An 18,407-nucleotide genomic window follows, 5' to 3' on the forward strand; every position below is an offset into this window, starting at 1 on the left:
CGTCTCGATCCGTTCCGGTTCGCTCCGGGATCAGATCGTGAAGTCCAGCGCCTCGTCGCGCGCGCCTGGCACACCCTGTTCCCGGCCCCGCCGACACAGATCCTCAATCGTCAGCGCGTCGAGGTGATCTTGCAGCGCCTGCTCGGCCGTGCGCGCCATCGGGATGACGACGGCCTTGCCGAGGGCGGAGATCGTGTTTTGGGATTGGCCGTTCACGGGCCGATCGTCCCGCGGCGCGTCGTCCTCGCCTTCCAGCGCCCGAACGATCTCGCCGACCGTGATGCGGCGTCGTTCCCGCGCCAGCCGGTATCCGCCGCGCGGGCCGCGCTGGGCCAGCAGGATTCCGGCGCGGGCCAGCGTCTGCAGGCTCTGTTCCAGGTATCGGCGGGGCAGGCCCAGACGATCGGCAATCTCCGCCCCACGCACGGGAACCGGTCCGCCGTGGTAGGCGATGTCGAGGACCGCTTCGATCGCGGCCAGATGACGCCGGGGAATCCGGATCATGCACGCCTCTTGTCAGGGACACGCGCTGCACCGACCTCAGCCTTGCGCGTGTCAGGGGTGTCAGGGGATCTAGGGCCGAAGCCGCCAACCGTCAATTGCCAGCCCCATCCATTCGGCGCGGCATTCCGACCACATGCACAGGCTGGCACCATTAAGGCAGTTCTGATGTTGCAAGCGCACGAAAAACGGGCGTAAACGGTGTGCGTTTTTCCACCACCGTGAAAATGGCTTTTCCCGCTCCGGCTCGGCTTCCATAGTATCGGAAGCGGCACCGCTCCGGGCCGGGGCCCGGACTCGCCGCGACGGCTTAGCGCAGAGGACCATGACATGCCCGGCATCAAAACCATTCTCGCCATTGTCAGCAGCGCCGACAGCGGGCGGGCCCCGATGGACACCGCGTTCCTGACCGGTGCGGCCCTGGGGGCTCACGTCGAGGTGTTTCATGTGCGGCCGGATCCCGCCAGCGCCGTGCCCTACGTCGGCGAGGCTATGGCGGGGGCCTTGGTCGAGGAGATGATGGCGGCGGCGGAGCGTGACGCGAAGGCCCGGGCGGACGCCCTGAAGGCGATGTTCGACGAGATCGTGCAGGCGCGCGCGGTGGAGCTGCGCGATGGGCCGCCCCCGCTCGACGTTCTGACCGCACATTGGATCGTAATGGACGGCAACGAGCCGGAGGAGGTGGCCGCAAGGGGCCGCGTCTCGGATCTGATCGTGGCGGGCCGGCCAGGTCCGAACCGCGAACTGCCGTCGCTCATCACGCTCAACGCGGCTTTGATGGAGGCCGGTCGGGCCGTTCTGGTGGCGCCCCCGTCACCGCCGACATCGGTTGGAACCCGGGTGGCGATCGCCTGGAACGGCTCGCCTGAGGCGGGGCGTGCGGTGCAGGCCGCCATGCCCCTGATTGCGCGGGCCGAGGGTGTGACCATCCTGGCCGCCGGGGACTCCGAGGCTCTGTGCGGCCCCGAAGACCTGTCGCGGCATCTGGCGTGGCACGGTGTATCCCCGGAGATCCGAACCGTGAAGGGGCACCACGGCGAGGACGTCGGGCGGACACTGCTGGGCCACTGCGCCGACACCGGCACGGATCTGTTGGTGATGGGCGCGTATACGCACAGCCGCTTGCGTCAGCTCATCATGGGTGGCGTGACGCGGTACATTCTGGATCACGCCGATATTCCGGTTCTGCTGACGCATTGAGGCGGGCGCCGGAGGGCGGAAGCAGCTCCGACACGAAACAGGACCACGGACGGGTACGATGACGGACGACGGGTCCCCGAGCGCCGGCGGCACACCGCCGCTGGAGGCCGTACGGGCGGCAATGGCGAGGCTGGACGAGGCCGAAAGCTGGCCCGCCCTGCGCGAAGCCCTGGAGGCGGACGGTCTGGACCGCCGCCTCGGGGCCGACGGCATGCAGCGGCTGGCCGACGTGTGGCGCGAGCGGGCGGTGCGCGCGCTGGACGACGCGGCGCTGGCGGCCGAGGTGCGGTTCTGGGCGGAGGGGGGCGACCTGCCACTGCACCCGGAGGGGTTCCGGGCGCCGCTGCCGGGCGATCTGGCGGCGGAGGCGAAGCGGCGCGGCTGGTTCGTGCGGCCGCTTGGCACGGGCGGCTGGGTCGTGAACGCGCCGGATGAGGCGCCAAAGACCCTGCCGGCCCGTCGCTGACGGGCGGGTGACGGGCCCAAAGGTCGACACCACCGCTGGTCCGGCGCCGTAGCCCGTGCTGTCAGGGGCGTGGACGAGGCCTTGACCCCCCTCGGGGAGACCTCTACAGGGGCGGTGCGTCGGTGCGCTGCCGGCCGCGATCTCTCTCGTTCCCCGCTCGTGTGCCAAAGGAGTCCGCCCTCGATGGCCCCGCCCGCGCCCCTTCTGACGCTTCAGGACATCACGCTCGGCTTCGGGGGCAACCCGCTTCTGAACGGGCTGTCGCTGACCGTGGGCCGGGGCGAGCGCCTGTGCCTCGTGGGGCGTAACGGCTCGGGCAAGTCCACCCTTCTGAAGGTGATCGCCGGGCTGCTGGAGCCGGACGCCGGCACCCGGTCGGTGCAGCCGGACGTCGCGGTGGCCTATCTGCCGCAGGACCCGGACCTGAGCGGCTTCGCGACCGCGTTGGAGTGCGTGGCGGATGCCTTGCCGGCGGCGCATGCGGGGGAGGTCCACCGGGCGGAGATCCTGCTGGATGACGTGCGGTTGCCCTACGACCGCGACCCCGCGACACTGTCGGGCGGGGAGGCGCGCCGGCTTGCCCTGGCCCGCGCCCTCGTGGCAGCGCCGGACATCCTGTTGCTCGACGAGCCGACCAACCACCTCGATCTGCCGACCATCGGCTGGCTGGAGGAGACGCTGGCCGCGTTTCGCGGCGCCGTCGTCACCATCAGTCACGACCGGGCCTTTCTGCGCCGGCTGACTCAGGCGACCTTGTGGCTTGATCGGGGCCGGTTGCGGCGGCTGGACGAGGGCTTCGCGGCCTTCGACGCCTGGGCCGACGCCATCCAGGCCCAGGAAGAGATCGAGTGGGCCAAGCGCGACAAGCTGATCGCGCAGGAAACCACCTGGTCCCGCCAGGGCATTTCGGCCCGCCGCAAGCGCAACCAGGGCCGCCTGCGCCGGCTGTATGCCATGCGGGACGAGCGCGCCCAGCGCATCCAGCGCACCGGCGGCGTGAAGCTGGAAGCGGACACCGGCGAGACCTCCGGTAAGCTGGTGATCGAAGCCGAGGGCATCGCCAAGGCCTACGACGGGCGGACGGTGCTCATGCCGTTTTCCGCTCGGATTCAGCGCGGCGACCGCGTTGGGATCGTCGGTCCCAACGGCGCGGGCAAGACCACGCTGTTGCGGCTGCTGACGGGCGCGCAGGCGCCGGACAGCGGCTCCGTGCGGCTGGGCACCAACCTCACGCCGACCACGCTCGACCAGCACCGCTCCATCCTCGACGGCGACAAGACCGTCTGGGATCTGCTCGCCGACACCGGCGCCGATCGCATCAACGTGCGCGGGCAGTCCCGCCACGTGGTCAGTTATATGCGGGACTTCCTGTTCGACGACAGCCAGGCCCGCAGCCCCCTCAAGAGCCTGTCGGGCGGAGAGCGCAACCGGCTGGTGCTGGCCAAGGCGCTGGCGCAGCCCACGAACTTTCTGATCCTGGACGAGCCGACCAACGACCTGGATATGGAGACGCTGGATCTTCTGGAGGAACTGCTCGCGGACTTCGACGGCACGCTGCTATTGGTCAGCCACGATCGCGACTTCCTCGACCGGGTCGTGACCTCGACCATCGTGCTGCCCGGGGATGGACGGGCCGTTGAGTATGCCGGGGGCTTCTCCGATGCCCTGGCGCAGGCTGGTGGCGCCCTGTCGGCGCTCTTCCCGGCCATGTTGGGCGCGTCGTCGTCTGATCGAGGCCCCAACTCGCCGAAGCCGGGCGCGGCGAAGGCGGAAACCGCACCCGCCGGGGCCAAGGGGAAGCCAAAGCCGGGCAAGCTGTCGTACAAGCAGCAACGGGCGTTGGAGCAGTTGCCGGGGCAGATTGACGCTCTGCACGCGGAGGTCGGCCGTCTGGAGCGCGAGCTGGCCGACGCCTCCTTGTTCACCCGGGATCCCAAGGGCTTTCAGGCCCGGACCGCACGGCTGGAAGCGGCGAGGGCCGAGGTGGCGGAGGCGGAGGACACGTATCTTGAACTGGAGATCTTGCGGGAGGATCTGGCGGGCTGATCCTCCCGGCGGTTAAGAGGCCGAACAGGGCTTCGAGGTGCCCGGGTCCGTAATGATCTCGGCGCTGGCCGTCAGCCAGGCCATGGGGTCGCGGATCACGGAGCCGGGCGTGCGCGTCATGCCCTGGATCAGGCAGGCGAGGGCGCCGAGGCGCGTTTGCCCATGATGCCGGGCCTGCACCGCCAGCGCCCGGCGATGCTCTGCCCGGGCTGTCTGTCGAGATCGGGTCAGGGCCGGGTCCAAGGCGACGCCGCGCGCCCACAGCTCTTCCCAGACCGTCACGGTCGGCAGACAGGCTGGACGGGCCGTGCCGCCCACCGCGGTCCCCAGCACCATCAGGTCCTGCGCCATGGCGCGAAGAGCCCAGCCGACCGCCTGCGTTCCGGTCCAGGTGATGTCGAAGGGGCCGACCGTCTCCCAGGCCGTGCGCCGTATGGCGATGAAGCCCACCGGTCGCGTGGCGCGGCCTGGCAGCAGGTCGCCCGGGTGCAGCGGCTGCGGCCCTGTGGCCCCCGCGCCGACAAAACCCAGGATGGCCGCCGCATCCGCGGCAAACGCGGCGGCAATGGCCTCCATGGTGGCGGCGTCGGGTTCCGCACCCGGCCGGACGAACATCAGAACGTCGGCCCGGGCGACCGAGGCCCCGACGTTGTACTGCGCGGACAGCGGCACGTCGTCCGACGGGATCGGGCGCAGGTTGGGGTCGGCGTCGATGTGAAGCGTCAGCAGGGCTTGACTGGCCGACGCCGCCCGGCGGCTGGGCACGATCACTTCGCGCCGTGGCCGGGGGCCCAGCGCCTCGAACGCATCCAGCGTGCGGGCCAGGGCTGGCGCGGAGTGATCCGCGCCGAGGATGACGCTCATCTCGGGCGTCAACTCGACACGCGAGTCCAGGGCAAATCGGGTCCAGGGCGCGATAGTCATCCGATGATCCTCCCGGCGATGACATTGGCGAACAAACGAACCGTTCGCCGTGAGCGCCACATGGCAACCACCGTGCCAGGGCATGGGCGGACCGCCGGGTATGTCTTTGGTCTGGCTTGGATATGCCCTTGGCGCTAGGCGGCGGGCGGCGGAGACGGGCGTCGGGTCAAACTGACCGGCCCCGGATCTCGGGCCGTGAAAACCTGACAAGCAGCGTCGGACATCCGGTCAGAATGACAGGCCGTCGGGCCGTTGATCGCGCGGATGTCATGGGCGACGGAGCCAGACGGGGGATTCAGATCGCGGCCCATCTGCTCTAGACTCAGCCTTTGCCCCATTGAGGCCCGCCCCATCGACCCGAGGAGTCCGCCATGCCTATCCCCTTCCGTGCGACCGTCCGTCTGGCGGCCGCGATGCTGCTGATCGGCGGCCTGGCCGCCTGTGCCAGCGACGAGGGCCGGGGCTGGACCAAGGCCGGGATCGACCCGGGCCAACGGGCGGCCGACAGCCGCCAGTGCAAGCGCGACGCGGACGACTATGCCCTGCGGCGCACGCATCAGCCCGATCGTCTCGATGGAGGCGCCGCGGACGCCATGGCGACCAACCCGATGGCGCAGGTGGATCGGGCGGAGGCGCGTGAGGCATATCGCCAGTACTTTGCCGAATGCATGCGGGCGCATGGGTACGCGCGCGGTGGGTCCTGACCGGAGCAGGGGCGGCCGGCGTCCGGTGGCGTCCGGTCGTCGATCAGGCTAGGGGTGAGGGCAGAGGCAAGGCCTAAACCCAGCTAGGGCTCCCCCTAAGGATTTTCGTCTTGTGGTCGGGGCGACCCGCCCTTTATGTGGCATGTGTCCCGATCCCATGCCCGTGTGCGCTTACGGTCCTGGCGGCCGGGGGCGTGAGCTTCCGTTTTCTGCTTGTTTCGGAGAAGTCCCATGAGCGCACCCCCGCGCGAGCCGTCGTCCGGCACGTCGTCCTCCGGGGCGGCCCTTGGTCGAGGACGGACGATGCTCGCGGGTGTGCGCGCGATCCTGCCGCTGATGCCCGGCGTCGTGCCGTTCGCGTTGGTGTCGGCCTACGCTTGCAAGGAGGCGGGGCTGTCGCTGGCCGAAGCCCTCGGCATGTCGGTGCTAATCTTCGCGGGCGCCGCGCAGATGGCGTTCGTCGCCGTTTTCGCGGCAGGTGCGATTGCGCCGGTCATCCTGGCCACGGTCGTGATCATCAACATGCGCATGGTGATGTACAGCGCCTCCCTGGCGCCGCACCTGAGCGGTGCGCCCTGGTGGGCGCGGGCGTTGATGAGCTATATGCTTACCGATCAGGCCTATGCCGTGTCGATCACGCGGTTCGGCGAGCGGCCGGACCAGCCGCACAAGGGCTGGTTCTTCCTGGGCGCCGCGTTGCCGTTGTGGGTGAGCTGGCAGCTCTTCACCGTGGTGGGGATGGTGCTGGGGGCCGAGATCCCGCCCGAATGGGGCCTTGAGTTCACCGTGCCCCTGGTCTTTCTGGTGCTGCTGGTGCCGGCGGTCCGCGACCGTCCCAGCGCGGAGGCGGCGCTGGTGGGCGGTGGCATGGCCGTGATGCTGGCCGGGCTGCCGTTCAACCTGGGCCTTTTGATCGGCGCGGGGTCGGGCATCGCCTGGGGAGTGTGGGCCGAGGACCGCAACAACCGCCGCCGCCGTCGCGGCCCGCCGGAGGCGGCGGAAGGTGAGGACGGGCCGTCCAGCCCCTCCATGGAATCGCATCTTCGCGGGCAGGAGACCGGAGCATGACCCTGAGCGATTGGATTCAGCCGCCGTTCACGGCGCAGCAGTTCTGGGGTCTGGTGATCCTGTGCGGGGTGGGGACGTGGTTGCTGCGTGCCTCGTTCATCCAGTTGGCCGGCGCATTCCCGGTGCCGCGATGGCTGACGCGGGCGCTGCGCTATGTGCCACCCTCCGTTCTCGCCGCCCTGGTGGTGCCCGCGCTGGTGCAGGCGGACACGGTGTTCACGTCGGCCTGGGATTGGACCCGGCCGGCCGCGGGCATGGTTGCGGTCGCGGTGGCGGCGATCACCCGGCGCGTGATTCTGACCCTGGTGGTCGGTATGGGAGCCTTGTGGACGTTCATGGCCCTGGGGTGACAAGGCTTGGGTGATACGGATGGGATGCTCTGTCCATACGGCGCCGTAGGGTTCGATGCGCGATCCGTCTTTTGTCGTTGAGGATACCGCCGTCGCTGTTGATGGGCGGCGTCTGTCGGTGCGGCGGGTGACTCCGTCGACCGTGGCGCCGGGCGCCCCGACGCTGGTCTTCCTGCACGAGGGCCTGGGCAGCATCGGCCTGTGGAAGGACGTGCCGGAGGCCCTATGCCGCGCTACCGGCCTCCCGGCGGTGGTCTACGATCGTCTCGGTCACGGTGGCTCCGACCCTTTGCGCGCATGGCCGCGCCCGGTGGGCTATCTGGAGCACGAGGCCGAGCACGTTCTGCCCCGCGTTCTGGACGCCCTGGGGCTCGACCGGATCGTGCTGGTGGGGCACTCGGACGGCGGCTCCATCGCGCTGCTGTACGCGGCGCTGCGTCCGGCGGGCTTGCTGGGTGCCGTGACCGAGGCCGCCCATGTGTTCGTCGAGCCGGTCACGCTGGCGGGCATCCGGGCCGCCCGCACCGCGTTCCTGCGCGGCGATCTGCGGGCCAAGCTGGCGCGCTGGCACGGCCGCAACACCGAGGGCGTGTTCTGGGGGTGGAACGCGACCTGGCTGACAGCGCCGTTCCCGGGCTGGTGCATGACCGACCGGTTGCCGTCCATCCGGTGCCCGCTGCTCGTGATCCAGGGCGAGGCCGACGAGTACGGCACTATCGCCCAGGTCGAAGCCATCGTCGTTGGGGTCTGCGGTCCCGTCACGCCGTTCATGGTGCCGGACTGCGGCCATGTGCCGCACCATCAGGCCCGCGCCCCGGTGCTCGCCGCGATGGCGGACACGGTGGGGCGCTGGACGGGTACGGCCGATGCGCGCCGCGCGCCGTGATTTTGGGGTACACGGACGGAGCCGGGTCACGGTATGGTACGCACGGCGTGGTTCAGGCCCCGCCAAAGACCCATCCTCAAACACCCATCCTCAAGCGCCCGTAGCTCAACTGGATAGAGCATCCGCCTTCTAAGCGGACGGTTGCAGGTTCAAGTCCTGCCGGGCGCGCCAGGTTTTAGACCCAGCGCCGCACCCGCGTGGTGTAGGCGCTCCAGTCGGGGCCGAAGTGGGCGGCCAGCACCGCCTCCTCGCGCGGCACGAACACCCTGTCGAACCACAGGAACAGGAGCACCGGCCCCGCATAGGGCAGCACGTGCCCCATGACCGTGGCCGCGCCGGCCAGGGTCACGATCAGGCTCAGGTACATCGGATTGCGCGTCCGGCTGAAGGGACCGTGCGAGACGACCTGCGGCCCGCCCTCAAACAGACGGGGCGACACGCCGGCCCGCCGGAACGCCATCACGGCACCGACCGCCAGCACCAACCCGGCCAGCATCAGAACGGCACCCGCCAGATTGGTCGGCCACGCCCACAGCAATGGGCCCGGCAGAAACCGGGCCACGGCGATGGTGCCTGCCAGCATGAGGGTGAACATCACCGGCGGCGGAATGCGCGACAGCAGGGGGCGGCGCGGGCGGGGTCGGGCGGCAGGCGTGGCGGTCATGGAGCCTCTTTCGACAGGAGCACGGGTCGATGCGCGAGCCGGGCGTGCGGCGGGGATCGCCGCACGCGGCCCGCGTGCGCGTATTTCGAGACTCCACCCTACGCCGTTTGCCGCGCATCCCCAAGGCTTGCCCGCGCTACGCCGTCTTCGCCCCCAGTGTTGCCCCCTGTGCTGGTCGTGATCGGCGCGGCCAGCCGGGTCAGGCGCGCCGGATCGGGGGCGCGCTCGGCCACGGCGGCGATTCGTGCCCAGGCCGCCCGGTAGGCCAAGGCGCTGGTGTGCTCCATGAAGCGGTGCGCCTCCGCCGCCGGATCGTTGCTGGCGGCCACTTGCCGGGCCTCGTCCTCCCAGGCCGTCGCCGCCGCCGCCAGGTCGGCGCCGCTCTCGCGCACGAACGCCGCGAACGCGCGCACGCCGGCGCCACCGTTCATCGCCAGCGACCGTGTTGCCGTGGTGCGGGCCTGGATGCCGTTGGTGCCCTCGTAGATCGCGCAAATCCGGCTGTCGCGCCAGTTCTGCTCGGCCCCGTATTCCCGCAGATAGCCGTAACCGCCCATGACCTGAATGGCCAGATCGGCGGCGCGCGTGCCGGCCTCGGTGCAAAAATACTTACAGACCGGCGTCATGAACGCGACGAAGTCCGGATCCGTCCCGCGTTCCTGCGCCACCATGGTGATGTGACACAGCGCCCGTCCGCCCAACGCCAGGGCGTCGCAGGTGTCGATCATGCGCGCCACGTCGGCGTGCAGGTCGATGGTGACCACGGTCCCGGTCGCGTCGCGGCCCTGCTTGCGCTCCTCGGCGTAGCGGCGCGCCAGATCGGCGGCGCGGGCGGCGTGGGCCACGCCCTGCAACGCGACGTCCAGGCGGGCGTGGTTCATCATGGCGAACATGGCCTTGAGGCCGTTCCCTTCCTCGCCCACCAACTCGCCCTCGGCGCCATCGAACGCAAGCTGGCAGGTCGGTGAGGCATGCAGGCCCATGGCCAATGGGACGAAGCTGATCGCGACCATGTAGTAGCGGCTGACCAGCTCCCCGGTGGCGGGGAACCCGGCGCCCAGGACGCCGCGGATGATTACGTCGACGACGATCTGCAGCATCATGGCCAGCAGCACGAGCGACACGACACCCGCGCTGATCCGGCCGATCCATGTTTCAAGGCGGTGCATGGTGCTCTCCCAAAAAACGGGCAGCCGAAGGCGACGACGCGAACGGTCCTTCGCGAGGCCGGTGGGGCCCTATCCCGAAGCGGGGCAGGGTTGGGCTGGACGGGGTTGGGGAGGGGAGCGGTCAGAGACCGTAGGCGGCCATGTCGCGCTTTGCGAAGATCTCGGCGTAGCGAAGCTCCGCCAGATCCTCGTAGGTCATGTCGTCCGTGATCAGGCCTTCCCACTTCTCCACGAGCGCGATGTAGCGGTCGATCTTGGCCTGGGCGTCCTTGACACCGCGATCCGCAAGGATGCCGGCGGCGGCGGCCAGACGCTCCGCGTTGTAGGCCTCCTTGGCCGCCGCGAGCGTCTCGTCCATGGGAATGAATTCGATGTCCGCGATGTCCCGCGCGGCGGCCGCATCGTCGCGATAGCCGAACAGACCCTTGGCGATGCCGTATTGCGCCGCGCGGGCCAGGGCCGCCCGCTCCTCGGGCGTCATGCGCAGCCACAGGATCTGGCTGGTCGTGGCGGCGGCCGAGCCGTTGAACACGCCTTCCTCCATCTCGGTGACAGAGGTGATGATGTCACCGAGCCGGTTGGCGATGATCTCGTGATTGCCGCTGAAGGTGCCGTCGATAACGCCCTGGCTGAGCGATTCGAACAGCTCGGAGGAGGGGATCTGTGTCGCCTCACCGCCCATGGCATCGACGAGGCCGGCGTACAGCGGCGCCCCGGTGCGAATGCGCAGGCCCTGGAGATCCGTGACACGTCGCACGGGTGACGTGGTCAGCAGGTTGTAGGGCGGGGTGGCGTCGGTGCCGAGGTAGACTTGGCCATTGCGCACGAACTCGGCCTGACACGGGGCGCAGGTGGCCACGTATTCGGTCACCGCCGACGAGATGGCGAGGTTGCGCCGGCCGACGATCGACAGCTCGGACGGCAAGGCCGCGTCGGGAAACTCAGCCGGGAAATAGGGCATCAGCAGCGTGCCCATCTCGGTGACGCCGTCGCGTAGCCCGGCGCTCATCTCATTCGGCGCCACGAGGCCCGAGGGGGTGTCCCGCAGCGTCCAGGCGCTGTCCGTGAACGCCTCGAGACGGCTGGCGATCTCGGGGTAGATGTCGGTGGCCAGCACATGCGCCGGGCCGAAGCCGCTGGTCGCGCGGATGGTCTCAGCCTGGGCCGCGGGGCCCGCCGCCCATAACGCGCTCGCCAGCGCCAGTGTCGCAAGTTTTCCCGTCATGTTTTCCTCCCTGTCGCCGCTTTTTTTGTGTGTCTCGCGGCTGTGTCGTCCGTGCCGGGGCGTGCTACGGCGGCGGCGGGCCGGTGTGTTCGGCGGCCGATACCGGGGCCTCGGTCATCGCGTTTTCGATTTTGTTCAACAGATCGATCAGGCGGGCCTGATCCTCGGCGCCGAGCCCCTGAAGACACTGCGCCTCGGCGTCGCGGATGGCCTCGGCGGCCTGGTCGTGCAGCCGCCGGCCCCGCACCGTCACGGTGAGCTCGTAGCGGCGGCGGTCGGTTTTCATCTGCGTCCGGCGGATCAGCTCGCGCGTTTCCAGCTCGTCCACGATGACGACGAGGTTGGGGCGCTCGATCTTCAGGTGCTCGGCCAGGGCGGACGGCGTGATGCCGGGATTGCGTACGATCACGGACAGGCAACTGAACGTCGGAACGCGCAGGCCGAAGTCCTCCGCCGCCGCCCGCGCCGCGGCGTGCAGTACGATGTAGGCGCGCTTGAGGTTGTAGCCGACCATCCCACGGATCGCGCCCTCGAACACCGTGTCTGGAGACGAAGCCGAGGGGGTGGGGGCGGTCGAGTTCGATCGGGCGCGTGGCATGCTGAGTCTCCTTGTCCCGAGTCATGGTACGGAAATCTTGGTTATGTTCAATAATTATTATGTCTCATAAATATATGCGCAGTGCAGCGAATATGCTGTGGCGCAGCATGGCGGTGCGGGCCGGACGTGGCGTGATAGGACGGGACCGCCGCGGCCGGTCGGCCGGAACGAGTCGCCGCGGATGGATCGGAATGGCCGCCCGGAATGCTTCCAAGGAAAGGCCGGTGGGGAATGGTTCGGGTCCGCCGTGCGCGGCTGGTGCGTGCGGGCGACCGCAGACCAGGAGGGCGACGGTCAAGAAACGTTTGCCGTTCCCGCCAGGGTGCTTCGCCCCGGTATCAGCAATCCGTGCGCGCGGTTCCCATGGCGGGTTTCGCCGATGCTCTACAGCGTGGTGTCTTTTTCGCGGTCACCCGTGGGTGACGCCGCCATATCCAGGGGTGCGATCGGCGAATAAACACAAGGACACACCGCAATTTTATTCGATATGGAACGACATTTTGAACGTCATAGCCGGATATCGCGCTATATCCCATAAGTATACGACGGAAGCCGCATCCATTTTGTGTTGACGTCGTATTGCGTGTGGCCTAGTCGTTTTTAGGTCCGGCGAACATGTGCGCCGGACCTTTTGGAAATGTAAGGAATCCTCTCATGAACATCAGTGCTCGCAATGCCCTGAAGGGGACCGTGACCGACATCGCCAAGGGTCAGATCGTCGCCAAGGTCAAGGTCGACGTCGGTGGTCAGACCGTGTGCTCCATCGTGTCCGTGGAAGCCGTCGACGATCTCGGTCTGAAGGTGGGCGACGAAATTTCGGCCATCGTGAAGGCCACCGAGGTCATGCTGGCGAAGTAAACCCAGGCCATGGACCGGATGAGTTCGGTCCATTGCGTATCGGTAAACAGCGCTGAACCGGCCGGTTCCCATGCACGGAATGGGGACCGGCCGCACGGTACGTCCTTTGATGTCCGCGCTCGGGTCAGGCGGTCAGGCCGACGGCGCGGCGAATCGCCTCCGACCGCAGCGAGACGTCGGTACCGGCATGGGCGGCGCCTTCCGGACCGCACAAATACACGATTGTGCGCGCCACCCAGTCGGGCGGAATGTGCACGTTCGGGTCCAATTCGCTCACTGGGTTGATGCCCGACGCCTTGATGGCGACCTGCATGCCGGTGGCGACCGTCCCGGGGCTGAGGCCCACGACGCGGATACCGGCATCCCGGTATTCCAGATCGGTGCATTTTGTCAGGGCGAGCACGGCGGCCTTGGAGGCGCAGTAGTGGCTCCAGCCCTCGAACGGCAGGGTCGCGGCGCCGGAACTCAGGTTGATGATCGTGCCGCCGCCGGTGGCCTGCATCACCGGAAGGGCGTACCGCAGGCCGTAATAGACACCCTTGACATTGACGTCGAGGACCTCGGCCCAGGCCGCCGGATCGTTGTCGGTCAGGCGGGCGATGGGCTCGATCAGGCCGGCGTTGTTGACCAGGATATCCAGCCGGCCAGCCTCCGCGCGGGCGGCCTCGACCAGCGCCTGGACGTCCTCCGGCTTGGCCACGTCGCAGGCGACGGCGAGGGCCCGGCCGCCGGCCGCACGGATCTCGCCGGCAATGCGCTCGATCTCCCCCGTGCTGCGCGCGGCGAGCACGACGGTGGCACCCGCTTCGGCCAGCCGGCGCGCCGTGGCCTCGCCGATGCCCTTGCTTGCGCCGGTGACGATGGCGCCGGCCCCGGTCAGGCCGGTCATGCCAGTCAGGTCGGTCATAATAGGAGTCTCCAGAAACGTGTCTGTCATTAACGGGTTCGGGCGTCGGCCAGGACCATGTCGCTGCCCTTTTCCGCGATCATGAACACGGCGGCCTGGGTGTTGCCGGAGACCATGGCGGGCATAACCGAGGCATCGATGACGCGGAGGTTCTCGACTCCGCGCACCCGCAGGCGATGATCCACCACGGCCCCGGGGTCGGTGCCCATGCGGCAGGTCCCGGCGGAGTGGTAGATGGTCTGGCCGGTCTCGCGGGCAAAGGCGAGCCAGTCCGCGTCCGTCTGGCAGGCGTCGCCCGGGCTCATCTCGTAAGCGCGGAAGGGGGTCAGCGGCGCCTGCTCCATGACCGTGCGGCCGAGGCGCATGGCGTCGATCATGCAGCGCTGGTCTTCCTCTGCGTCCAGCATGTTGGGGCGGATGGCCGGGGCGTCCAGGGGATCGGGCGAGCGCGCGTGCACGCTGCCGCGCGATGTCGGGCGCAACTGGGTCACGCCCAGCGTCATGCCCGGGTGCGGTTCCAGTTTGCGCTCGGCGGCGTTGGCGTAGCTGGCGTGCATGAAGAAGAACTGGGCGTCCGGTCCGTCCAGATCCGCCCGTGTGCGCACGAAGCCATAGCCCAACCCGGTCCCGAACGTCAGGATGCCGCGCCGGGCCAGAAGGTAGCGCAGCACGTGCCCGACCAGACGCAGGCCGCGCGTGTCCTCGTTGAGCGTCATCGGCCGGGTGACGCGCCAGTTCAGCCGGGTGCAGAAGTGATCCAGGTAGTTGGCGCCGACCCCTGGGGCCGCAACCCGCACCGGCAGTCCCAGCGGCCCAAGGATCGCCGGATCGCCGATGCCGGACAGTTCCAGGATCTGGGGCGACTGGATGGCGCCAGCGGCCAGGATCACCTCGCTGGTTGCTTTGAATGCGACGGTGCGGCCGTCCTGCCGCGCGGTGACGCCCGTGGCGCGCCCGTTCTCCAGGGTCAGGCCGGTGACGTGAACCCCAGTTCGGACGGTGAGGTTGGGCCGTGTGCGCGCGGGGGCCAGATAGGCGCGGGCCGCGTCGGCGCGCCGGCCGCCACGTTGGTTGACCTGATAGTATCCGAAGCCGTCCTGACGGGCGCCGTTGTAGTCCGGGTTGAGCGGATGGCCGGCGGCCGCGGCGGCCTCCAGGAACGCCGTGCCGATGGCCGGGCGCTCCACCACCTCGCGGATGTCCACCGGTCCGTGCCGGCCGCGCGGGGTTGCGCCCGCCGGTCCCACATACCGTTCCAGGCGGCGGAAGATCGGCGCCACGTCGTCGAAGCGCCAGCCCGGGCAGCCTTGCTGCGCCCAGCCGTCGTAGTCTCCGGGCTGGCCCTGCACCCAGATCATGCCGTTGATCAGGGTGGATCCGCCCAGCCCCTTGCCGCGCGGAATGGCGATGGCGCGGTTCATGGTTCCGGGCTCGGGCTCGGTCTGGAAGTTCCAGTTGTAGCGGGGATTGGTCAGCAGCTTGTAGAACCCCGCCGGAATGGCGATCCAGGGACTGCTGGCCTCCCCGCCGGCCTCCAGCAGCAGGACCGAATGACGCCCGCTGGCGCTCAGTCGGTTGGCCAGCACGCAGCCCGCCGTTCCTCCCCCCACAATGATGTAGTCGAACGAGCCTAGCGCATCGGCGGTCACGGTGTGCGGCCTCCTGCTCCGGTCAAGCGATCGCGCCCATGTGGCGCGCCATCAGGACGATCTGGGACTCCAGCATCGGCAGCCCGGGCTGGATCCGGCAGCCCCGCGCCTGGGCGGCGGTCAGCAGTGGTGTCATGACCGGCTGCATGATGGCCTCGGCCACCACCATGTTCGGCTGAAGCTGATCGGTGTCCAACGGGGCGCCGTCGCCCTCCGCCATGCCGACGGAGGTGCCGTTGACCACCAGATCATGCCCGGCCACGGTCCCCGCATCCGTCGAAAGCGTCAGGGCCGGATAGGTCTCGGCCACCCGCTCGGCGAGGGCGCGGGCCTTCGCTTCGGTGCGATTGGCGATGGTCAGATGGCTCACGCCCGCCTCGGCCAGGGCGAAGGCCATCGCGCTGGCGGCCCCGCCGGCCCCGGCCACATAGGCGCGCCAACCTTTGGGGTCGATCCCGGCGCTGCGCAGGCCTTCGACGAAGCCGATGCCGTCCAGCATGGCCCCGACCATGCGGCCGTCGGCCTCGCGCCGCACGCAGTTGACCGCGCCGATCCGGCGGGCGGCCTCGGTGACATCGTCGCACAGGTCCAGCATGGCGGGTTTGTGCGGCACGGTGGCGATGAAGCCACCGACGTTGGCGAGGGCGCGCAGGCCGTCCAGCGCCCGCGCCAATCCGTCCGGCCGGACGTGCAGGGGCACGAGCACGCCGTTTACCCCGTGACGCTCGAACAGCGCGTTCATCACCTGCGGGGTTTTAACGTGATGGATCGGGTCCGCGAGGACGCCGTAAACGCGCGTGGTTCCGGTGATCATGATCGGGCGGGTCTTCATCTGTGGGGCATCTGTGGGGCGGGTCAGGGCTGGGTGTAGGCGGTCTTCACCACGGTGTAGAACTCGCGGGCGTAGGCCCCCTGTTCGCGCGGGCCGTAGCTGGAGCCCTTCCGGCCACCGAACGGCACGTGATAGTCCACGCCTGCCGTCGGCAGGTTGACCATGACCATGCCAGCCTCGGCGTTGCGCTTGAAATCGCTGGCGTATTTCAGGCTGGTGGTGGCGATCCCGGCGGACAGGCCGAAGTCGGTGTCGTTGGCGACGGCCAGTGCCGCGTCGTAGTCCTTGACGCGGATCACGGCGGCGACCGGACCGAAGATCTCCTCCCGGGCGATGCGCATGCCGTTGTCGACCTCGGTGAACAGGGCCGGGCACTGATAGAACCCCGGGGTCGGGCGGTTCAGGCGCTCCCCACCCCAGAGCAGGCGCGCCCCCTCGCTCCGGCCGATGTCCAGGTAGCGTTCGTTGCTGGCAAGCTGGCGTTCGTCCACCACCGGGCCGATCTGGCTGTCCGGCTCCAGGGCGTGGCCCACCGTGACGGCCTTCAGGCGCTCGGATAGCGCCGCCACGAAGGCGTCGTGGATGCCCTCGGTCACGATCAGGCGCGACGACGCGGTGCACCGCTGCCCGGTGGAGAAAAAGGCGCCGTTCAGGGCGCAGGAGACGGCGGTCTCAAGGTCGGCGTCGTCCAAAACAACGAACGGGTTCTTGCCGCCCATCTCAAGCTGGACCTTCTTCATCGGCTGCGCCGCCACGCATCCGGCGGCGACCCGCCGGCCGGTGGTCACGGAGCCCGTGAAGGTGATCGCGGCGACGTCGGGATGCGCCACCAGACGGTCCCCGACCACGGCGCCGGGCCCCATGACGAGGTTCAGCACGCCCGCCGGCAGCCCGGCCCGGTGCAGGATGTCGGTCAGCATCCAGGCCGAATGCGGCACCAGCTCCGCCGGCTTGAACACCACCGTGTTGCCCCAGGCCAGGGCGGGGGCGATCTTCCAGGCCGGAATGGCGATGGGGAAGTTCCAGGGCGTGATCAGTCCCACGACACCTAGGGGCTCCCGCGTGATCTCCACACCGACCCCCGGCCGGATCGAGGGCACGGTCTCGCCGCCGCAACGCAGAGCCTCGCCGGCAAAGAACGCCAGCACCTGCCCGGCGCGGGTGGCTTCACCGATGCCCTCGGCCAGCGTCTTGCCTTCTTCGCGCGACAGGATGCGGCCCAGCTCCTCGGCCCGCGCCAGCACCTCGTCGGCGGCGCGCCGCAGGATATCGTGGCGGACCTGCGGCGTGGTGCGCGCCCAGGCCGGGAAGGCCGCGCGGGCGGCGTCCACCGCCCGGTCGACGGCGGCCGCGTCGGCGTGGGCGAACGCACCAATGACGTCGTGGGTGTCCGACGGGTTGACGTTCTCCGTGGCGTCCGGGGCGTCCACCCACTCGCCGCCGATCAGGTTCTGGAACATGGGGCTCTCTTCATTGTTTTCAGGCAGGGCGGGGTTTTCAGGCAGGGCGGGGTTTTCGGGCCGGGCGGGCGTCCAATCCGGCCCGATCACGTCATGTACAGGCCGCCGGCCACGTCGATGGTCTGGCCGGTGACGAAGCTGGCTTCCGGGCTGGTGAGCCAGAGCGCGACATCGGCCACCTCCTCCGGCTGGCCCAGGCGGGCCAGGGGGGTCATGGCCACTTGCTCGGCGTTGATCTCGGGGGCGACGCCCCGCACCATCGGCGTTTCGATCCGCCCCGGTGCCAGCGCGTTGACCCGCACCCCGAACGGCCCGAGTTCGGCCGCCAGATGCTTGGTGAAGCCGAGAATGGCGGACTTGGTCGCGGCGTAGTGGCAGGCGACGATGGGGGAGTACGTCTTGCCCGCCACCGATGACATGTTGACGATCCAGCCGCGCCGGGCCTCCCGCATGGACGGGGTCAGCGCCCGGATGGTGTGGAACGTGCCGGTCAGGTTCACGTCGACCACCCGGCGCCACTCCAACGGGTCCATCTCCCACACCTTGTGCGCCACGCCGTCGTGCTTGGGTGAGATGCCGGCGTTGTTGATGACGGTGTCGAACGGCCCGCCCATGTCGCGGGCCGTCTGCTGAACGGCCGCCTCCAGCGCCGCATAGTCCGCCACGTCCACGGGCAGGCCGACCGCGCGGCCGCGTCCGCCGGCCGTGATCGCGGCCACCGCGTCGGCGACCTCGTCGGTCTTCAGGTCCAGCACGCCCACGGTGGCGCCCCGGGCGGCGAAGCCCTGGGCGATTGCGTGCCCGATGCCCTTGGCCGCGCCGGTCACCAGCACCCGCCGGCCGGCGTGGCTGTCGCGCCGGGCGAACGCCTCCGGATTGATTTCCCTCTCGCTCATCGGC

Annotated in this window: 19 protein-coding genes and 1 tRNA gene; 9 read left to right on the forward strand and 11 right to left on the reverse strand. The window is 69.4% G+C overall.

All coding sequences use genetic code 11. The annotated features are described in order from the left end of the window. Window positions 1-30: 30 nt before the first annotated feature. The gene (locus GGD82_RS09140) at window positions 31-504 is read right to left on the reverse strand and encodes an RrF2 family transcriptional regulator (protein WP_150061231.1); all 474 of its coding nucleotides are present in this window, start codon (window positions 502-504) and stop codon (window positions 31-33) included. Window positions 505-831: 327 nt separating this feature from the next. On the opposite strand from GGD82_RS09140, the gene GGD82_RS09145 reads away from it, so the two are divergent. The 3 genes from GGD82_RS09145 to GGD82_RS09155 all read left to right on the forward strand — a co-directional run bounded on the left by GGD82_RS09145 (window position 832) and on the right by GGD82_RS09155 (window position 4,213). Next, window positions 832-1,701, forward strand: a complete 870-nt coding sequence (locus GGD82_RS09145) for a universal stress protein (RefSeq protein ID WP_150061230.1) — start codon at window positions 832-834, stop codon at window positions 1,699-1,701. Between the two features lie 58 nt (window positions 1,702-1,759). Beyond that, window positions 1,760-2,167, forward strand: coding sequence for a hypothetical protein (locus GGD82_RS09150; protein WP_246163719.1), 408 nt, complete (start codon window positions 1,760-1,762; stop codon window positions 2,165-2,167). 183 nt (window positions 2,168-2,350) lie between these two features. Beyond that, on the forward strand, window positions 2,351-4,213 hold the full coding sequence (locus tag GGD82_RS09155; protein WP_150061229.1) for an ABC-F family ATP-binding cassette domain-containing protein: 1,863 nt from the start codon (window positions 2,351-2,353) through the stop codon (window positions 4,211-4,213). A gap of 12 nt (window positions 4,214-4,225) precedes the next feature. Here GGD82_RS09155 and GGD82_RS09160 read toward each other — a convergent pair whose 3' ends face one another. Then, on the reverse strand, window positions 4,226-5,137 hold the full coding sequence (locus GGD82_RS09160) for a glycosyltransferase family 2 protein (protein WP_150061228.1): 912 nt from the start codon (window positions 5,135-5,137) through the stop codon (window positions 4,226-4,228). 371 nt (window positions 5,138-5,508) lie between these two features. Between GGD82_RS09160 and GGD82_RS09165 the strand changes: the two genes are divergently transcribed. The 5 genes from GGD82_RS09165 (at window position 5,509) to GGD82_RS09185 (ending at window position 8,316) form a co-directional block, all read left to right on the forward strand. After that, window positions 5,509-5,841 carry a hypothetical protein gene (locus GGD82_RS09165; RefSeq protein ID WP_150061227.1) on the forward strand — a complete coding sequence of 111 codons (333 nt, stop codon included), beginning with the start codon at window positions 5,509-5,511 and terminating at the stop codon, window positions 5,839-5,841. Window positions 5,842-6,072: 231 nt separating this feature from the next. Beyond that, window positions 6,073-6,909, forward strand: a complete 837-nt coding sequence (locus GGD82_RS09170) for an AzlC family ABC transporter permease (RefSeq protein WP_211364702.1) — start codon at window positions 6,073-6,075, stop codon at window positions 6,907-6,909. Next, complete coding sequence (locus GGD82_RS09175) at window positions 6,906-7,259, forward strand: branched-chain amino acid transport AzlD family protein (protein WP_150061226.1); 354 nt, start codon at window positions 6,906-6,908, stop codon at window positions 7,257-7,259. Before GGD82_RS09170 ends, GGD82_RS09175 begins: the two co-directional genes overlap by 4 nt. Before the next feature lie 55 nt (window positions 7,260-7,314). Then, a complete protein-coding gene (locus GGD82_RS09180) occupies window positions 7,315-8,145 on the forward strand; it encodes an alpha/beta fold hydrolase (protein ID WP_150061225.1) in 831 nt (276 codons plus the stop codon). A 94-nt stretch (window positions 8,146-8,239) separates the two neighbouring features. After that, window positions 8,240-8,316 (forward strand) — tRNA-Arg (locus GGD82_RS09185). Window positions 8,317-8,320: 4 nt separating this feature from the next. Here GGD82_RS09185 and GGD82_RS09190 read toward each other — a convergent pair. From GGD82_RS09190 to GGD82_RS09205, 4 genes are all read right to left on the reverse strand, one after another. Further along, window positions 8,321-8,809: a methyltransferase family protein gene (locus GGD82_RS09190; RefSeq protein ID WP_150061224.1), complete on the reverse strand. Its 489-nt coding sequence runs from the start codon at window positions 8,807-8,809 to the stop codon at window positions 8,321-8,323. Between the two features lie 98 nt (window positions 8,810-8,907). Beyond that, a complete protein-coding gene (locus GGD82_RS09195) occupies window positions 8,908-9,978 on the reverse strand; it encodes an acyl-CoA dehydrogenase family protein (RefSeq protein WP_150061223.1) in 1,071 nt (356 codons plus the stop codon). A 121-nt stretch (window positions 9,979-10,099) separates the two neighbouring features. Then, window positions 10,100-11,203 carry a type 2 periplasmic-binding domain-containing protein gene (locus tag GGD82_RS09200; protein WP_150061222.1) on the reverse strand — a complete coding sequence of 368 codons (1,104 nt, stop codon included), beginning with the start codon at window positions 11,201-11,203 and terminating at the stop codon, window positions 10,100-10,102. 64 nt (window positions 11,204-11,267) lie between these two features. Then, entirely contained in the window at window positions 11,268-11,801 is a 534-nt protein-coding gene (locus tag GGD82_RS09205; RefSeq protein ID WP_150061221.1) for a MarR family winged helix-turn-helix transcriptional regulator, read from the reverse strand. A 654-nt stretch (window positions 11,802-12,455) separates the two neighbouring features. Between GGD82_RS09205 and GGD82_RS09210 the strand changes: the two genes are divergently transcribed. Further along, on the forward strand, window positions 12,456-12,659 hold the full coding sequence (locus GGD82_RS09210) for a TOBE domain-containing protein (protein ID WP_150061220.1): 204 nt from the start codon (window positions 12,456-12,458) through the stop codon (window positions 12,657-12,659). Between the two features lie 124 nt (window positions 12,660-12,783). On the opposite strand, the gene GGD82_RS09215 is transcribed toward GGD82_RS09210, so the two are convergent. From GGD82_RS09215 to fabG, 5 genes are all read right to left on the reverse strand, one after another. Beyond that, window positions 12,784-13,566: an SDR family oxidoreductase gene (locus GGD82_RS09215; RefSeq protein WP_211364701.1), complete on the reverse strand. Its 783-nt coding sequence runs from the start codon at window positions 13,564-13,566 to the stop codon at window positions 12,784-12,786. Between the two features lie 29 nt (window positions 13,567-13,595). Continuing rightward, on the reverse strand, window positions 13,596-15,215 hold the full coding sequence (locus tag GGD82_RS21410; RefSeq protein ID WP_150061219.1) for a GMC family oxidoreductase: 1,620 nt from the start codon (window positions 15,213-15,215) through the stop codon (window positions 13,596-13,598). A gap of 22 nt (window positions 15,216-15,237) precedes the next feature. After that, window positions 15,238-16,047, reverse strand: a complete 810-nt coding sequence (locus tag GGD82_RS09225; RefSeq protein ID WP_150061218.1) for a shikimate dehydrogenase family protein — start codon at window positions 16,045-16,047, stop codon at window positions 15,238-15,240. 23 nt (window positions 16,048-16,070) lie between these two features. Further along, complete coding sequence (locus tag GGD82_RS09230) at window positions 16,071-17,507, reverse strand: aldehyde dehydrogenase family protein (RefSeq protein WP_150061217.1); 1,437 nt, start codon at window positions 17,505-17,507, stop codon at window positions 16,071-16,073. Window positions 17,508-17,593: 86 nt separating this feature from the next. Beyond that, the gene (gene fabG / locus GGD82_RS09235) at window positions 17,594-18,403 is read right to left on the reverse strand and encodes a 3-oxoacyl-ACP reductase FabG (protein WP_150061216.1); all 810 of its coding nucleotides are present in this window, start codon (window positions 18,401-18,403) and stop codon (window positions 17,594-17,596) included. Window positions 18,404-18,407: the final 4 nt, after the last annotated feature.

Origin of the sequence: Roseospira marina (genome assembly GCF_014197855.1) — a bacterium.
Taxonomy (GTDB): domain Bacteria; phylum Pseudomonadota; class Alphaproteobacteria; order Rhodospirillales; family Rhodospirillaceae; genus Rhodospira; species Rhodospira marina.

What these genes read in the sequence shown, in the direction of transcription:
- GGD82_RS09175 (WP_150061226.1), top strand. Translation starts at nt 6,906, where the DNA reads ATGACCCTGAGCGATTGGATTCAGCCGCCGTTCACGGCGCAGCAGTTC.
- GGD82_RS09225 (WP_150061218.1), bottom strand. Translation starts at nt 16,047, where the DNA reads ATGAAGACCCGCCCGATCATGATCACCGGAACCACGCGCGTTTACGGC.
- GGD82_RS09180 (WP_150061225.1), top strand. Translation starts at nt 7,315, where the DNA reads ATGCGCGATCCGTCTTTTGTCGTTGAGGATACCGCCGTCGCTGTTGAT.
- GGD82_RS09160 (WP_150061228.1), bottom strand. Translation starts at nt 5,137, where the DNA reads ATGACTATCGCGCCCTGGACCCGATTTGCCCTGGACTCGCGTGTCGAG.
- fabG (WP_150061216.1), bottom strand. Translation starts at nt 18,403, where the DNA reads ATGAGCGAGAGGGAAATCAATCCGGAGGCGTTCGCCCGGCGCGACAGC.
- GGD82_RS09205 (WP_150061221.1), bottom strand. Translation starts at nt 11,801, where the DNA reads ATGCCACGCGCCCGATCGAACTCGACCGCCCCCACCCCCTCGGCTTCG.
- GGD82_RS09215 (WP_211364701.1), bottom strand. Translation starts at nt 13,566, where the DNA reads ATGACCGACCTGACTGGCATGACCGGCCTGACCGGGGCCGGCGCCATC.
- GGD82_RS09195 (WP_150061223.1), bottom strand. Translation starts at nt 9,978, where the DNA reads ATGCACCGCCTTGAAACATGGATCGGCCGGATCAGCGCGGGTGTCGTG.
- GGD82_RS09200 (WP_150061222.1), bottom strand. Translation starts at nt 11,203, where the DNA reads ATGACGGGAAAACTTGCGACACTGGCGCTGGCGAGCGCGTTATGGGCG.
- GGD82_RS09140 (WP_150061231.1), bottom strand. Translation starts at nt 504, where the DNA reads ATGATCCGGATTCCCCGGCGTCATCTGGCCGCGATCGAAGCGGTCCTC.
- GGD82_RS09150 (WP_246163719.1), top strand. Translation starts at nt 1,760, where the DNA reads ATGACGGACGACGGGTCCCCGAGCGCCGGCGGCACACCGCCGCTGGAG.
- GGD82_RS09155 (WP_150061229.1), top strand. Translation starts at nt 2,351, where the DNA reads ATGGCCCCGCCCGCGCCCCTTCTGACGCTTCAGGACATCACGCTCGGC.
- GGD82_RS09145 (WP_150061230.1), top strand. Translation starts at nt 832, where the DNA reads ATGCCCGGCATCAAAACCATTCTCGCCATTGTCAGCAGCGCCGACAGC.
- GGD82_RS09230 (WP_150061217.1), bottom strand. Translation starts at nt 17,507, where the DNA reads ATGTTCCAGAACCTGATCGGCGGCGAGTGGGTGGACGCCCCGGACGCC.
- GGD82_RS09210 (WP_150061220.1), top strand. Translation starts at nt 12,456, where the DNA reads ATGAACATCAGTGCTCGCAATGCCCTGAAGGGGACCGTGACCGACATC.
- GGD82_RS09165 (WP_150061227.1), top strand. Translation starts at nt 5,509, where the DNA reads ATGCCTATCCCCTTCCGTGCGACCGTCCGTCTGGCGGCCGCGATGCTG.
- GGD82_RS09190 (WP_150061224.1), bottom strand. Translation starts at nt 8,809, where the DNA reads ATGACCGCCACGCCTGCCGCCCGACCCCGCCCGCGCCGCCCCCTGCTG.
- GGD82_RS09170 (WP_211364702.1), top strand. Translation starts at nt 6,073, where the DNA reads ATGAGCGCACCCCCGCGCGAGCCGTCGTCCGGCACGTCGTCCTCCGGG.